We start from the raw sequence: 14,684 nt of genomic DNA, 5'->3' as shown, positions 1-14,684 counted from the left end.
GCAGACTATTCCCGCGCCAAGTGCCACCCCACTTTGATCAGAAGGAATCCCTTATGGCCGCCGAGTGGCTGATCGCCCTTACTTTTGTCGCCTATTTGGCGTTGATTGTTGTTATCGGTATTTACGCCTATATGCGTACAAAAAATGCCAGCGACTATTTCCTCGGTGGCCGTTCCCTGCCGCCGGCTGTGGCGGCCCTGTCTGCCGGAGCCTCGGATATGAGTGGCTGGCTGCTTCTGGGTTTGCCTGGCGCGGCCTATGCAGCGGGGCTCTCTGCCGGTTGGATCGCAATCGGCCTTTTCTCCGGCATCGTTCTGAGCTGGGTGACAATGGGCCGGCGCCTGCGCATCTACACCTATGAGCTGGACGACTCCCTAACGGTGCCAGCTTATCTGGATCGTCGGTTTAAGATGGGGCACCCCTATCTGCGCACCGTCTGCGCGATATTCATCCTTCTATTTTTCCTTTTCTATGTGGCTTCGGGCCTGATTGCCGGCGGCAAATTGTTTGAAACGGTGTTTGGCTGGGATTATCGCTGGGCGGTGATTATCGGTGCGGTTGCCGTTATTTCTTACACCCTGTTTGGCGGGTTTTTGGCGGTGTCCTGGACCGATGTGTTCCAGGGACTGCTGATGAGTGCGGCGCTGATTGCGGTGCCTCTCGTTGTTATTTCCGACCAGGGTGGTTTTTCTGCCAGCTGGACTCGCCTGCAAACGGAGATGCCACAGCTGACCCACTGGATGACTGATAACACCGGGCAAACCTTAAGCCTGGTGGCGATACTCAGTTCCCTGGCCTGGGGACTGGGCTACTTCGGCCAGCCGCATATCTTGGCGCGATTTATGGCGGTGCGCAGCCCTAACGATATTCCGGTTGCGGCGACAGTAGCGGCGGTTTGGTCCCTGGCCGGTTTCTTGGGTGCAATGGCGGTAGGCCTGTTTGCCCACCTGGAAATCCAGCAGAGCCTGCCAGATGGCGAAACTGTATTTATGGAAATGGTACAGGTGCTGTTCCACCCGCTAGTTGCCGGTGTTCTTTTGGCGGCGATTCTATCTGCCATTATGAGTACGGCAGATTCCCAGCTGTTGGTGTCATCGGCTGCGTTGGCGGAGGATATTTACCACGTTTGGTTTGGGCGTGAGACCACTCCGGAAGCCATGGTGAAAGTGGGGCGCTGGGCGGTGGTTGCTTTATCACTGGTCGCTGTGTGGATTGCGATGGACCCGGATTCCAAGGTTCTGGATGTGGTGAGTTACGCCTGGGCTGGTCTGGGCGCTGCTTTTGGCCCGGCGTTGTTGATCAGTCTCTACTGGTCCCGTATGACCGGTAGTGGTGCTATTGCCGGTGTTATCGTTGGCGGCCTCACCGTTGTGGTGTGGGAGCAACTCTCCGGTGGCATTTTTGATGTTTATGAGCTGTTGCCGGGTTTTGTTTTCTCTTCAGCTGCTATCGTGTTAGTGAGCGCGCTGACGAAGTGCCCGGAAGCCGTTGCCTCACAGCACCGCAAGTTGCTTGGTTGAGGGGGCAGGGCAGGACTTGAGCCCGAGCGACTCGCTCGGGCCGAGACAGACCAGCCGCGCTAGGGACGCATCTCTGGCAAAGGTGCGACTGTTGTGAAGTGAAATGGATTTCCATCCGCAGCAATTATTCAAATAGCGGTTGGAGATGCTGAGTGATCAAAGTTCATCTCGGTGATATCACTCGATTGCACGTCGATGTAATCGTCAATGCTGCCAACAGCCGTCTCTTGGGAGGCGGTGGTGTCGATGGGGCCATACACCGCGCAGCGGGGCCCAATCTACTGGAGGCCTGCCGCAGTCTGGGCGGCTGTCCTGTTGGTGAAGTGCGCGCCACTGGCGCTTATTCCATTCCCGTAAAACGTATCTACCACACGGTTGGGCCAGTTTGGCGCGGCGGCAGTTTGGGTGAGCCCGAGTTGCTCTCCAGCTGTTATCGACACTGCCTGGCATTGGCTCGGCGCGAAAATATGCGCTCGATTGCTTTTCCGGCGATCAGTTGTGGCGTTTACGACTATCCCCCGGAGCGGGCTGTAGAGGTGGCTGTAGAGCAGGTACAGCAATTCCAGGAGAAGGAGGGGGCGCCGCAGCAGGTTGTATTCTGTTGTTTCGATAAATCGATGGCGGATCTCTATCTATCCCAGTTGGATGCCTACGTTAGGCGCTAAAAGCCACGCTTTGTAGGCCTCGTGGTATTTTCGGCCATTGATTGATATCCATGGCTTGGCGATTATTATTGCTCTGACAATAACAATATAAGAATGAGGAGATTGTCATGCGCAGTGCCCAGCAGTGGTTTTCCGAGTATGGTGAGAGTCATCAGAATCCGATCAACAAATCCATTCATTGGATTGCTGTTCCCGTAATTTATGCAACTGTGGCCGGACTTTTGTGGGCAGTTCCGCAGCCGGAATTTATGGCGACAATTCCCTGGCTGAATTGGGCCGTCGTGGTGACAATCCCGATTCTCCTGTTTTATTTCGCGATGTCGTTTCCCATTGCCCTGGGAATGACGGGGTTAACTGTTTTATGCCTGTGGGCTTGGTCGGTATTGGAGCGGCTGGGGGTGCCCATCTGGCAGACGGCATTGGCCCTATTCGTGATCATGTGGGTGTTCCAATTTATTGGCCACCATATCGAAGGCAAGAAACCCTCTTTCTTTAAGGACTTACAATTCCTGTTGATTGGCCCTGCCTGGGTGATCGGGTTTATTTACCGGAAACTGGGCATTCAATACTGATTGCCGATTTATGCAGATGAGTGGCTGTGGCCACTCATCGATCTATCCCGCTATCGGTTGTAGTGAACCGGTACTTCCAATGTCTCTTTGACTTCTTCCATCACCACATAGCTGGTGCACTCCTGCACTTCCGGCAGTGTCAAAAGCGTTTCGCCGTAGAACTTGCGGTAGGCACTCATATCCGCCACCCGGGCTTTGATCAGGTAATCGAAATTCCCCGATACCAAGTAACACTCCTGCACTTCAGGCAGGGCGGCCACGGCGTTGCGAAATTCCTCAAAGGCGTCCTGTGCGGATCGATTCAGTCTGATCTGCACAAAAACGACCAGGGCAGCATCGAGGTACTCCGGGTTGATCAGGGCGGTGTAGCCCTGAATAACATTGTCATTTTCCAGGCGCTTGACCCGTTCGACGCAGGGGGTCGCGGTCAATCCCACCTGTCGGGCCAGCTCGGCATAGCTGGTTCTCCCATTCTTTTGTAGAACACGCAATATGTTCCGGTCGATGGTACTTAGCTCTCCCGCACGTTTGCGCATAACTGCTGACTCCGAATTGGTCGACATGGTCAAAAAATAGACTTGGCGACAGGGTTATTAGTGGATTCCACTAGTTTTATCAAAAATCTACTAAATATCCACTTCTTATCTGTTCTTATACTGGGGAAAACATAGAAATTAGGTACTCCTATTTGATTAAGGCAGTACCGAGCGCACAGAGCGAGGAGAAGGAAAATGTTGATTGGCGTCCCTAAAGAGATTAAGAACCACGAGTATCGTATTGGCCTGACGCCGTCGAGTGTTCGCGAACTGGTTGGCCACGGCCACCAAGTGATCGTACAGAAGGATGGTGGTGCCGCTATTGGTTTCCCCGATGAGATGTACGTTCAAGCCGGCGCCAAGATTATCGATACTCCGGAAGAGATTTTTGCCACTGCCGATATGATCGTCAAGGTAAAAGAGCCCCAGCCCCACGAGTGCGAAATGCTGCGTCCTGGGCAGGTTCTGTACACCTATCTGCACCTGGCTCCAGACCCCAAACAAACTGAGCTGCTGGTGAAATCCGGCGCTACCTGCATCGCTTATGAAACTGTAACCGATCGCTTCGGAGGCCTGCCTCTGCTGGCGCCCATGTCTGAAGTTGCTGGCCGTATGTCTGTACAGTGCGGTGCCCACCACCTGGAAAAAGCACAGGGTGGTCTCGGCGTACTGCTCGGCGGTGTTCCCGGTGTAGCTCCTGCTAAAGTCCTGATTATCGGTGGCGGTGTTGTTGGTACTAACGCAGCGAAGATGGCCCTGGGTATGGGTGCTGACGTTACTATCCTCGACCGCTCCCTGCCGCGTCTGCGTCAGCTGGACGATATTTTCGGTGGTGCGGTTCGCACTGAGTACTCCACTAACGATGCTATTGAAAAGCACGCACTGGAAGCTGACCTGGTTGTTGGTGCGGTTCTGATTCCTGGCGCGGCAGCCCCCAAACTGCTGACCCGCGACATTATCAGCCGCATGAAGAAAGGCGCAGTTGTAGCTGACGTTGCTATTGACCAGGGCGGTTGTTTCGAGACTTCCAAGGCGACTACTCACCAAGAGCCTACTTACGTAGTTGATGGTGTGGTTCACTACTGTGTTGCCAATATGCCCGGCGGTGTAGCTCGCACCTCCACTATGGCCCTGAACAATGCCACCCTGCCTTTCGCGGTAGCCCTGGCAAACAAAGGCGCCAAGCAGGCACTGTTGGACGATTCCAACCTGCTGGAAGGCCTGAATGTTCACGCTGGCATGGTGACCTACCAAGCCGTAGCCGACGTATTGGGTTACGAGTTTGTAGATCCCAAACTGGCTCTGCAAAAACAAGCAGTAGCGGAAGACGCTGTAGCTTAATTGCCCCCAGTGGCCGCCTGCGGGCGGCCACATTGTAAATAAGCGGTAACGCGCTTGTTGTTGGGAAGTTTCCCCCGGAGCGCTCTTTGCGTTCCTCTCTGTGAGACCTGGTGGCATAGCCACTAATTGATAGCCGTGTATTTACGCGGCTTTTTTATGCGCGTTATTTATGCTTTAGAAAAAGCTGGATGTGTTGTTTAGGGAAAAACTGGGGAAGGGGAGAAGGAAAAACAGAAAGGGTGCTGAGGGACTTCCTTGTCGCCTCACGAGGGAGAGGGGTTTTGGGCTAGGGTTAAATAACCCAGATTTCTACCCGGCGATTTTTTATCTTTGAGCTGGAGCTGTTGGAGGCTACCGGCAGATAGGCACCAAAGCCCTGAACCGGTGCTGTATTAATCTGGTGATCCCTTAGAGCTGAGCGAACGGTAACTGCGCGTAGTTTTGATAAAACGATTGAGCGTCCCTCGCTCACTTTCTCATCGCCAAATCCGATCAATAGCAGTCGCTTGTGGCTGTTCTCAGGCTTTTGCATAAAGCGGACAAGTCGCTGTATATCCTGTTTTGCCTTGTTATCTAAAGAGGCGCTGCCTTCAGAGAAACGGAAGTTAATACTCAGGCGTTCTGCATTTTCCGTTAATTTCAGGTATTCGCTGGGCCCCTCCCGGTTGGCTTCAGGTTTTACACCCATTGGCGTCTGCGCGACAAATCCAGTGGCCTTTACCAGCTCCTGCCCCTGCTCGCTCTGTACAAAGTGCAGGAACTCTTCGGCGACGGGTTTTAAATTGTAAGCTGCGGTATAGAGAAATAGACGGCGGGAGAGGGGGTAGTCCTCGGTTGCAATTGTCAGATGCTCTGGAGCTTGCGGTTGGGTGTTCTGATCGGATACCGATACGGCCTTGGCTCGTCGAATAGACGCCAAGCCGACAAATCCAATACTGTTGGGATTCGCCGAAACACGGTCTGACAATTGATCATTCGATTCGAAGCGTTTTGCATTAGTAATAAGGGAGTACTTTTTCCCGAGCACCAAGCTTTTAAACGTATCCCAGGTGCCGGACTGATTATCTCTCGCCAGAACTTTGATACGACCTTTCCGCCCGCCCACTTCAGACCAGTCGGTAATTTTCCCGGAAAATATTGCTGCTATTTGTTGCAGGGTTAATTGAGTAATGGGGTTTTGAGGGTGAACAATAATGGCGAGTCCATCGATGGCAATGACATGTTCTGCACCTTGACCGCGCATATCTCCAAAGCGACTCAGCGCTGCATGCTCAGCATCTTTTATTGGTCGCGAAGCCATGGCGATATTTGCCTGGGACCGTTCAAGGCCTTTAAATCCAGTGCTTGAACCGTGTGCCGCAATATCGACATAAATTTTATTGCTGCCCAGATCCCCCTGTACTCGAACCTCATTTTCTTTCTCTAGAGGAATAACCTCCAGATTACTGCCACCTCGGGATTCCAGGTAATTACTCACCAGGTTGGGTGCCAGCTTTGCACCGACAGTATTGGAGCCGTGTAGAGTAAAAAGCAGGCCCGTTGTATCGGGAGGGAAACGGGTTTGGGCTGTAGAAGTTGCAGCAGCCAGTGCCCCCCCAATAAGAAGTAAGGTAAGGGTTTGCTTTAGCCGGCTTAAGAATACGCTCATAGTAATTCGACCGTAAGGTGGTAAAACGAGGGCGCAAAATATGGCTTAATTGTGACAAATTGATGAAATATTGATTGCTGAATTGTGCAACTGTCTCATCGCAAGAGATAGGTAACTTTACTGGGGGTTATTTGAACAATTGAAGTATGGGTAGTTAAGCTTTCGTAAAAGCTTAAAAAGCAATACGTCGGGTAAGTACTCAGAGGCTCCTGTGGATATGCAGCAGAGCCTCGTAAAGTCCGATAATTTAAAACGCGGGAAATAACCGGCTAATCAGTACTGGCAGTGCAGTTTCTACCCGCAAAATACGTGGACCCAGGTGAACGGATTGAAAGCCTGCTTCCTGGAGCTTCTCGACTTCATAGCTGATAAAGCCGCCTTCAGGGCCAATGGCTAAAGTGGTCGGTTGCTTTATGTCCACAGGGCAAGCCGTTCCCCCTACTGGATGAGCCACCAGTTTACGGGAGTCACTGGAGAGGGAAGGGAGTTCGTCTTCGACAAACGGTTTAAAGCGTTTGCGCAACAGAATTTCCGGCATTTGTGTATCGACAGCCTGCTCTAGTCCGAGCAGGCATTGCTCAAAGAGTTTGTCTTCCTGTAACCAGGGAGTTTGCCAGTAAGACTTTTCGACCCGGTAACTATTAATTAAAACCAGTTTTTTGACTCCGAGTGCAGTCAAATGCTGGATAACCCGCTTGAGCATTTTGGGGCGAGGTAGGGCCAAAATAAGTGTGAGAGGTAATGGCTGGGGCGGATCGATTGCGAATGCCACCTCAAGCTCAACGCACTTCTCGTCGAGCGTAACAATCTCGCCACTACCTATTTGCCCGTCGAGCAGTCCGACACGAAGTTGTTGTCCCGGCGCTGCTCTGTGAACCTTGATGATATGCTCCAATTGGCGTCCAGTCAGGCGGACGCGATTGGGACTAATAAAGTCGTGCTTTTGTAAAACAATCAGGTTCAAAGTCGGGCGCCTTGGTACTTCAATTTATAACGGTGTCGGTGCTATGGGGCTGGGCTAGCTGGTTTGAGCTGAAGCAATCGCGCCTTTGCCAATACCTTCGTAGGCTCTTACGGTAATCGCTTTCCCAGGCTCTTTAGCCGCCAGGGTGTTGGCGATATATTGGGCCAACTGCTCCACCGTGGTATCACAGTCAAGAATTTCACAAACTTTGGCAGGGATGGACAGGGTGAAGTTTCCCTGTTGTGCACTGTAAGCAAAGTTATGGATATCCTCACCGCGATCATCGGCAGTTGTTGAAACCAGATCCTCGCGAGTGCCCAGGTAGATATCTTCCCAGCGCTCAGCCCAGTACTTTTCCAGCTCTGTATCGCGTTGGCCACCCGTCATGACCTGAATACGTGAACGGTGTCCATGGGCGATACGCTGGCAGTTGCCAAGGTGTTTTTTCAGGCCATGGCTGTAGTGGTAGAAAGCATCTTCAATGACTTCACAGTGGAAGCTGAGCTTGAGCTTCTCCACGCTATCGGGGAAGTGGCTGGCCAGCTGCTGGACACACCAGACGGCGACGCTCTCAGGAGTAATTACCTCGGCGTCCACTAAGGCAAAAGCTTGTTCCGGACCTGACACTTTAATAGAGGCCCCGTTTTCCAGTAGCCAGGTCAGGTTAACCTGGTCTCCACTGTGCTCCAGGGTCAGTTGGGGTGAGCGGGTAGGTACCAAGAGGCGGTGGTCGACTTGATCATCCAGCCAATGCCTCAGGGTCTTTTTCACTATGCCAAAGTCGCAAACCATCCCCTGTTCATCCAAGGCGCCATCGAGGGCTGCGTTTGCCAGCCAGGTCTCGCCTACGATGCCTCGTTTTGAGTCGAGGTAGCTGAAGTCAACGTTGGTTAAATTATCGACAAACAAGTGCATGAGTAACTCTTTGCAGGGGGTGAGATAGTAGTCGTTTATTATAACCTGTTAATAGGGCTGGATCTTATTCGTTTATGCCTCTATAATCGCGCCCTCTTCGGATGCACTGACACCGAAGATCGTTGTGGCGGCCCTCCCGGTCCCCTCGCAATGAGCAGCTGTGAACTCCGCCAGGCCCGGAAGGGAGCAACGGTAGCAGTGGTATCATGTGCCGAGGGTGTTGCTGGTTGGGCTGCCTCCAATCTCTCCCTTCTTTGTTTCAAAAATCATCCCCTGAAATTCCCCGTTGAGAGTGTTTTGCTCGACCGTATCCTGGGTTTTTGCTCTTTTCCTCACCAAATTTTTTCCCGCAAAGACGATATAAAAGGGGATTTTGTGTCGATCTGGCTCGATCTTCGGCCTCGTCGTCGCTGATTGTGTGGGGCTTATGCTATAAACGGCGTCAACTATAAGCAGATCTAAAAATGATTCTTGAGGAGAAAATGAAAAAAGTTGCTCTCTCGATAGCGGTTGCCGTTGCACTGTCTGCCTGTGACAGTGGGCAGCAAGCGGTAAAACCGGTTGGTGTAGCCCAGGCGACTGCGGAAAGCCCAGCTGATAATTCCCAGCTGACAGTCAAAGATGCGCAAGCTTTCTTAAAAGATGCCCAGGCTCGCATGGAAAAAATGGGACAAGAGGCAAGCCATGCCGCTTGGCTTGCTTCTACCTATATCAATATTGATTCCCAATACGTAGAAGCTTTGGCTTCAGAGCGATACACCACCCTGGCCGTGGAGCTGGCTTCAGAGGCCGCCAAATTTAACGACTTGGACCTGGACCCGGATACCCGTCGCCAGTTGACCATGTTGAAGCAGGGGTTGGTATTCCCGGCGCCGAAAGATCCGGCACTAACTTCTGAGTTGGCGCAAATTGGCTCAAAAATGCAGGGCATGTACGGTGCCGGTAAATACTGCCGCGAAGATGCCGGTGAAGAAAAGTGCTATACCCTGACCGAGATGGGGCAGGTGATGGCGACTAATCGCGATCCTGAATTGCTTAAGGATTTGTGGGTTGGTTGGCGTAAAGTTTCTCCTCCCATGAAGCCTCTGTATGAGCGCCAGGTGGAGATCGGTAATGCGGGCACCAAAGAGCTGGGTTATGACAACCTGAGTGTTTTCTGGCGCTCCAAATACGATATGGCTCCAGATGCTTTTGCGGCAGATATGGATACCCAGTGGGGTAAAGTGAAGCCGTTGTACGAAGCTTTGCACTGCCATGTTCGCGCCAAGTTGAATGAGCATTATGGCGATGACGTAGTGCCGGCTCAGGGTAAGATTCCTGCACACTTGCTGGGTAATATGTGGGCTCAGGAGTGGGGTAACGTCTACGACATCGTAAAAGACGACGACATGCAGGCCCCCTATGATCTGACTCAGCTGGTGGTTGATTCCGGCATGAGTGAAAAAGACATGGTTAAAGTCGGGGAGAAGTTCTTCACCTCCCTGGGCTTTAAGCCTCTACCGGAAACTTTCTGGGAGCGCTCCCAGTTCACCCAGCCACGCGATCGCGATGTAGTTTGTCATGCCAGCGCCTGGAATATGGACGGGCAGGACGATCTCCGCATCAAGATGTGTATCAATAAAACGGGTGAAGACCTGGTTACCATCCACCACGAGTTGGGCCACAACTTCTACCAGCGCATTTATAAGGATCAGCCTTTCCTCTATAAAAATGGCGCTAACGACGGCTTCCACGAAGCTGTTGGCGACACCATCGCGCTTTCCATCACGCCGAAGTACCTCAAGGAAATCGGTTTGATGAATGAGGTGCCGGATGAGAGTAAAGATATCGGTTACCTGATGCAGCAGGCGCTGGATAAGATTGCCTTCCTGCCATTTGGTCTGCTCGTTGATAAGTGGCGCTGGCAAGTATTCAACGGTGAGGTGAAGCCGGAAGACTACAACAAAGCCTGGTGGAAACTGCGTGAAGATTACCAGGGCATTGCCGCTCCGGTAGAGCGCTCCGAAGAGAACTTCGATCCGGGTGCCAAGTACCATATCCCCGGTAATACACCTTACGCTCGCTACTTCCTGGCGCGTATCCAGCAGTTCCAATTCCACCGTGCGCTGTGTGAAGCCGCTGGTGAAACCGGACCGCTGCACCGCTGCTCCATCTACCAGAATGATGAGGCTGGTAAGAAGCTGCGCGCTATGTTGGCAATGGGTGCAAGCAAGCCCTGGCCGGATGCTATGGAAGCGCTCACTGGTCAGCGCGACCTGGATGCTTCCGCCATTATCGATTACTTCCAGCCGCTGATGGCGTACCTGGAAGAGCAGAACCAAGGGCGTCAGTGCGGTTGGTAATCTGAGCTTTCAATTTTGTCGGTATTAGAAAAAGGGGCTTTGCCCCTTTTTCTGTTTTATGCGCACGTGAAATATGAATCTTGGGAATTAGTTGTGAGGCTCAGTTATTAGTGGACAGGGGGTTGCTCTTCCTCAGAATTTAGAAAGCTGGCAGCAGCATTTAAAAATGCTTCCAGCGGGGGGTGGAGAGACCCAGTACCGACTTGATAACGGTTCATGCTTTTGTGGGCCAAGCCAGAATTAATTGTTGGTGTTGTACCGGTCCTGATAATTTTAAGTAGGTCGAATCCAAGAGGGGCGCCTCTCCCCTCGATGCCCGGAGTAACGACAAAGTCACTTTCCGAGTGACAGATATCGTACATTTTCAGTATGTTGTCGATGTTATCTTGGTATGTTCCTGAGAATATTTTGTGGGTGCCGCCAAAACCCATAGTCTCTGTGATGGCGCTGTCTCCCATATCTCGATTGACATCTGCAGGAGTGATGCCCGGCATTAATAATCCATGGCCAACCCCAGCCAAACCGGTAAACCAGGCCTTGTCCAGCCCTGAAACTTGAATACCAAATTCCGTCCCATTGCGAGCCATGGTTGTGATAATACTGCTGTGAGGAATACCGCTGCCTGCATCGGAAACAAGTTTGCAGGTGGCCATGATTGGGTTCAACGGGAATGTCTCATCCTTGTAAATTTGGTTCGCAATCTTTTCAATATCTTTTCGCTTTTTACTAGCCCGAATAACTCCCGGCATTAAAATTCTGGAGAAAATCAGTGTTGCGGCATTAGTCATGACATGGCAGTCGTCCCCCATAAGGAGGCTGCGGCCAATGATCGGTATAAAATCAATCCCGCCTTCATCTAGAATTGCTTGATTTAATACGGGAGCAATTTCGTCCTCTATCCAGCGAAGGTAATTGATTGCTGATTTATCGTAGACACCAAAGCGGATAGAGCTGCCGCGGTAATCGGCACGATCATCACTGAGATTGGAGTAAGCGCGATTACCAGATAGCTTATCTTCGACAATATACACAGACATTGAATGGGTAATAATGCCAGCCATGGGCCCGACCGCATTGTGGTTATGGCAAGGCTCAAGATCAACTTGGCCTTCCTCCATAACCCGCTCCGCTTCAACTTTATTTTTAGCCAGGCCTTCATAAATCAGGCCGGCAATGATTGCGCCTTTTAACGGTCCAGATGCCCGCTGCCAGGTTATTGGGGGACCGGCATGCAGGACTAAATTTTTTCGCATTCCAGGGATGTTGTCACTGGCTTTGCCTATCCCAATCAAAATCGGCACAGCCTGCTTCATGCGCTTAATGGATTCGTCATTCGCTTGCTGATTGAGAGCTTGGAACTCAGGGGTTGCCAGTTTATGGAGGATTTCTTCGGTGCTGGGCCTGAATTCAATGTCTGTTCTCATCCCTACTCCCCTGAATTTAATAACTCAGCATATTGTTCAGTAACGATGTTCATATTGCGTAGCATCAGATCAGTGGTGCCGGTGATTACCTGTATCTGGCGTTTTTCAGATATTTTCATGTCTCCCTCAAACCCTCGGCTGGCGTAACTCAGGTGGTCTTTTGCTTTGCGCAGGTTGTCATTGATCTCTGGCGTATTGAGGGGGCTCTCCAATAGTTGGTTCAGTCGGTTGGAGTATTCGGAGAGATCTTCTTGCAATCCGGTTTCGGCATCATCCAAGGATACTTCCCAAAGTTTAGCAGCGTAGTTCTTGGCGATTCTCTGGGAGAGCATACGCTGGCGGCCGGCGATATTAATGAGTTCGGCGCTGTTGTGATTGGCGACTTGTTGGAGTTGGACCACATAGGTGTGGGCAGCAGAAAGAAGGGAGTTGCTGCGCTGAAATAATTCGCTGGCGCTTTGTTTATTGACGGGTTGTAAGGCGACAGACTCAAACGCTTTCCATTCTCTTTCAACTTTAACAAGTTGATCCCTGATCTTTTCTGCGCCATGAAAATTATTTAGTTTCTCGTGATTCTTTTTAAATTCGTGAATTGATCGGGCAAATACCTTTTCGTGGCGCTCTGCATCCGGTTGAATGCCACGCAAGATGTAAGTCTGGGTGATGCGTTGGGATAGCATTCTTTGTCGACCAGCCGTATTGATGGCGTCTCCCATAGAGAAGGCTGCGACATCCAGGCTTAAAATTAACAAGATAAATACTGCTGACAACTTCATGATTTTACTCTTGTAGTTTGACTTACTTCACAATTTAAGTGGGTTTGATGTTTGCAATGCATGCGTGATCCCTCTCAGTTAATGAGAGGTCGCAGAGGTATTACGGGGTTATTCAGAGATCCTTGAGTAACAGTGGTGTGAGCTTATGGGGCCTGCTTTCTGAATAAGGCGATTTTGAACAATATTGATAAGTTAAACAAATAAGCTCCAGATTCCATTAAATGAGCAAAAATAAATAATTTAAATGCGTTGTTAAGATATATGATTTTGCAAACTCATCTGGTTTTAGGATTTGACGTTCCTTATATCAAATTTAAGGATGGAGATATCTAACCCTTTTTTTCGGTGTTAACGCTTTGGTGGTATTTGGATTGGGGGCGGGGAGAGTTTTCTGGGGAGCGGACTGTTGTGAGGTTTATGGAAGTTTAGAGGAGGGCTGATAATCGCTGGAAATAAAAAAGGCCCTACCAAGGGTAGAGCCTTCTTCTTATCAGATCTAAGGTGACTTAGAACTGGTAATTCAGAGCCAAGCTGAACAGGTAAGCTTCAGTTTTGGTGGTGCCACCATCGAAGTAGGTAATCAGGGAGTCGTTAATGTTGTTAGCTTCCTGGATAACTTCGTCATCACCCCAGATGTAGGCGAAAGCGCCATCAACAGTGAGTTTGTCAGTTAGTGAGTAGGTGCCGCCAACAGTCAGCCACTGGCGATCAGTGTCGGGAATAGACAGGGTACGCCAGGTAATCGGAAGGTCTTCGCCTACCAGTTCTGAGAGTTCTTCGGTTTCATGGCGGTTCAAGCCGTCGCGGGCAGCGCCTTGATCGTAAGCGTAACCAAAGCGGAAGGTCCACTCGTCATTGCGGTAGTATTCACCACCGATACTGAAACGAGAACCGCTCTGGAAGTTTTCTTCTTTCAGCAGAAGCGGGTTGTAGTCTTCACCAGCGGAGGGGATAAAGGCTTCGAGGCGCTCGAAACGGTCCCAGTTGGTCCACATGTAGCCTACTGCCACACCCCAATTATTGTTGAAGCGGTGGTAGAAGCCCAGCTCCAGGGTGTCAGGCAGGTTCAGGGTCAGGTTGCCGGAAGTATCGTCAAATGAATCCAGCGGGCTCGGAGCGATGTCGGAGCTTACTTCACCCTTAATTTTGGGGTCGTACTTAGCGTGGTAAGAAATACCTGCGCGAGTGTTGTCGCTGATGCGCCACAGGCCGCCGATGGTCCAGCTCAGGTCCCAGGCATCCCCTTTTACGTCCAACACGGTGGCGCCGGAGGGGTTAAATCCAAAGGCGGGTTCTACAACGTCACCGATCAGGAAGTCATCGGGGAAGGTGGTGTTCAGTTCTGCATCAACGTAGAAAATATTCGCTGCCAGGCCAATGCTGAATTGATCGTTAAAATCGTAAGCAACAGATGGCTGGATGTTTACGGTCAGCAGAGAGGTTTTGTTGGCGATTGTAGTTGCAGGGAAGTTATCCGGGAAATCAGTTTCCAGGCCAAAGTCGGTGTACATGGCAAGGCCCCAGGACCACTCATCATTGATGGGGGCGGCCAGGTAGCCGTTGGGGATTACCGCGCTGGTGGCGTAGTCTTTGGCGCTCGCGGGAGTTTCGAATCCCAGGTAGCCAGTTTCCTCACTGCCGACATAGTAGGTGACATCACCATCAACATCGATTTCGGGATCAACGTAAGTCGCACCAAGAGAAATGGTGTAAGTATTGAATAGTGCTGAACCGGCTGGGTTGCGCGCCAGAATTGCAGCGTTGTCGCCGATAGTGTTTTCGGCAGCAAATGCGCGGCCAAGGCCTGTTGCACTGGTTTCCTGCAAGTAGAAACCTGCAGCCATAGCGCCTTGGGAAACGGAGCTGATAGCTGCGGCCAGAACTGCGTGTCGCAGGTATTTTTTATTCATGAGAACCCATCTCTAAGTCTGCTGATTACTGAAAGCCATAAACAGGTTGGAAAAAACTCTGCCATGGCAGG

The 14,684-nt window shown here is 51.2% G+C and carries 12 protein-coding genes and 1 other RNA gene; 6 read left to right on the top strand and 7 right to left on the bottom strand.

Annotated elements, in window-relative coordinates:
• Positions 1-53 precede the first annotated feature (53 nt).
• The 3 genes from putP (at position 54) to ACJJIL_RS16050 (ending at position 2,757) form a co-directional block, all read left to right on the top strand.
• Positions 54-1,520, top strand: a complete 1,467-nt coding sequence (gene putP, locus ACJJIL_RS16060) for a sodium/proline symporter PutP (protein ID WP_282931667.1) — start codon at positions 54-56, stop codon at positions 1,518-1,520.
• 152 nt (positions 1,521-1,672) lie between these two features.
• Positions 1,673-2,185, top strand: a complete 513-nt coding sequence (locus ACJJIL_RS16055) for an O-acetyl-ADP-ribose deacetylase (protein ID WP_445360186.1) — start codon at positions 1,673-1,675, stop codon at positions 2,183-2,185.
• Positions 2,186-2,292: 107 nt separating this feature from the next.
• Complete coding sequence (locus tag ACJJIL_RS16050) at positions 2,293-2,757, top strand: Mpo1 family 2-hydroxy fatty acid dioxygenase (RefSeq protein ID WP_108732210.1); 465 nt, start codon at positions 2,293-2,295, stop codon at positions 2,755-2,757.
• 50 nt (positions 2,758-2,807) lie between these two features.
• Here ACJJIL_RS16050 and ACJJIL_RS16045 read toward each other — a convergent pair whose 3' ends face one another.
• The gene (locus ACJJIL_RS16045) at positions 2,808-3,293 is read right to left on the bottom strand and encodes an Lrp/AsnC ligand binding domain-containing protein (protein ID WP_108732211.1); all 486 of its coding nucleotides are present in this window, start codon (positions 3,291-3,293) and stop codon (positions 2,808-2,810) included.
• 195 nt (positions 3,294-3,488) lie between these two features.
• Here ACJJIL_RS16045 and ald point away from each other — a divergent pair, with 195 nt between their 5' ends.
• A complete protein-coding gene (gene ald / locus ACJJIL_RS16040; RefSeq protein ID WP_413664782.1) occupies positions 3,489-4,634 on the top strand; it encodes an alanine dehydrogenase in 1,146 nt (381 codons plus the stop codon).
• Between the two features lie 292 nt (positions 4,635-4,926).
• Here the strand turns inward: ald and ACJJIL_RS16035 are convergent, their stop codons facing one another.
• The 3 genes from ACJJIL_RS16035 to ACJJIL_RS16025 all read right to left on the bottom strand — a co-directional run bounded on the left by ACJJIL_RS16035 (position 4,927) and on the right by ACJJIL_RS16025 (position 8,161).
• Positions 4,927-6,282, bottom strand: coding sequence for a substrate-binding domain-containing protein (locus ACJJIL_RS16035; RefSeq protein ID WP_444912359.1), 1,356 nt, complete (start codon positions 6,280-6,282; stop codon positions 4,927-4,929).
• 247 nt (positions 6,283-6,529) lie between these two features.
• Positions 6,530-7,246, bottom strand: a complete 717-nt coding sequence (locus ACJJIL_RS16030; RefSeq protein ID WP_445360185.1) for a 16S rRNA (uracil(1498)-N(3))-methyltransferase — start codon at positions 7,244-7,246, stop codon at positions 6,530-6,532.
• A gap of 54 nt (positions 7,247-7,300) precedes the next feature.
• Positions 7,301-8,161, bottom strand: a complete 861-nt coding sequence (locus tag ACJJIL_RS16025) for a 6-carboxytetrahydropterin synthase (RefSeq protein WP_282931674.1) — start codon at positions 8,159-8,161, stop codon at positions 7,301-7,303.
• A 134-nt stretch (positions 8,162-8,295) separates the two neighbouring features.
• Between ACJJIL_RS16025 and ffs the strand changes: the two genes are divergently transcribed.
• Both ffs and ACJJIL_RS16015 read left to right on the top strand, forming a co-directional pair.
• An RNA gene (gene ffs, locus ACJJIL_RS16020) (signal recognition particle sRNA small type) lies at positions 8,296-8,393 on the top strand.
• A gap of 250 nt (positions 8,394-8,643) precedes the next feature.
• A complete protein-coding gene (locus tag ACJJIL_RS16015; protein WP_444906087.1) occupies positions 8,644-10,503 on the top strand; it encodes a M2 family metallopeptidase in 1,860 nt (619 codons plus the stop codon).
• Positions 10,504-10,610: 107 nt separating this feature from the next.
• Here the strand turns inward: ACJJIL_RS16015 and ACJJIL_RS16010 are convergent, their stop codons facing one another.
• From ACJJIL_RS16010 to ACJJIL_RS16000, 3 genes are all read right to left on the bottom strand, one after another.
• Positions 10,611-11,927 (bottom strand): YlbE family protein, encoded by a 1,317-nt coding sequence (locus ACJJIL_RS16010; protein ID WP_445360184.1) that lies wholly within the window; start codon positions 11,925-11,927, stop codon positions 10,611-10,613.
• 2 nt (positions 11,928-11,929) lie between these two features.
• Positions 11,930-12,703: a type IV pili methyl-accepting chemotaxis transducer N-terminal domain-containing protein gene (locus ACJJIL_RS16005; protein WP_282931677.1), complete on the bottom strand. Its 774-nt coding sequence runs from the start codon at positions 12,701-12,703 to the stop codon at positions 11,930-11,932.
• Positions 12,704-13,209: 506 nt separating this feature from the next.
• Positions 13,210-14,613, bottom strand: coding sequence for an OmpP1/FadL family transporter (locus ACJJIL_RS16000; RefSeq protein ID WP_445360183.1), 1,404 nt, complete (start codon positions 14,611-14,613; stop codon positions 13,210-13,212).
• Positions 14,614-14,684: the final 71 nt, after the last annotated feature.

The sequence above is a fragment of the Microbulbifer maximicatervae (SeqCode) genome, assembly GCF_052468095.1.
This window is presented reverse-complemented; position numbering and strand designations above follow the sequence as displayed.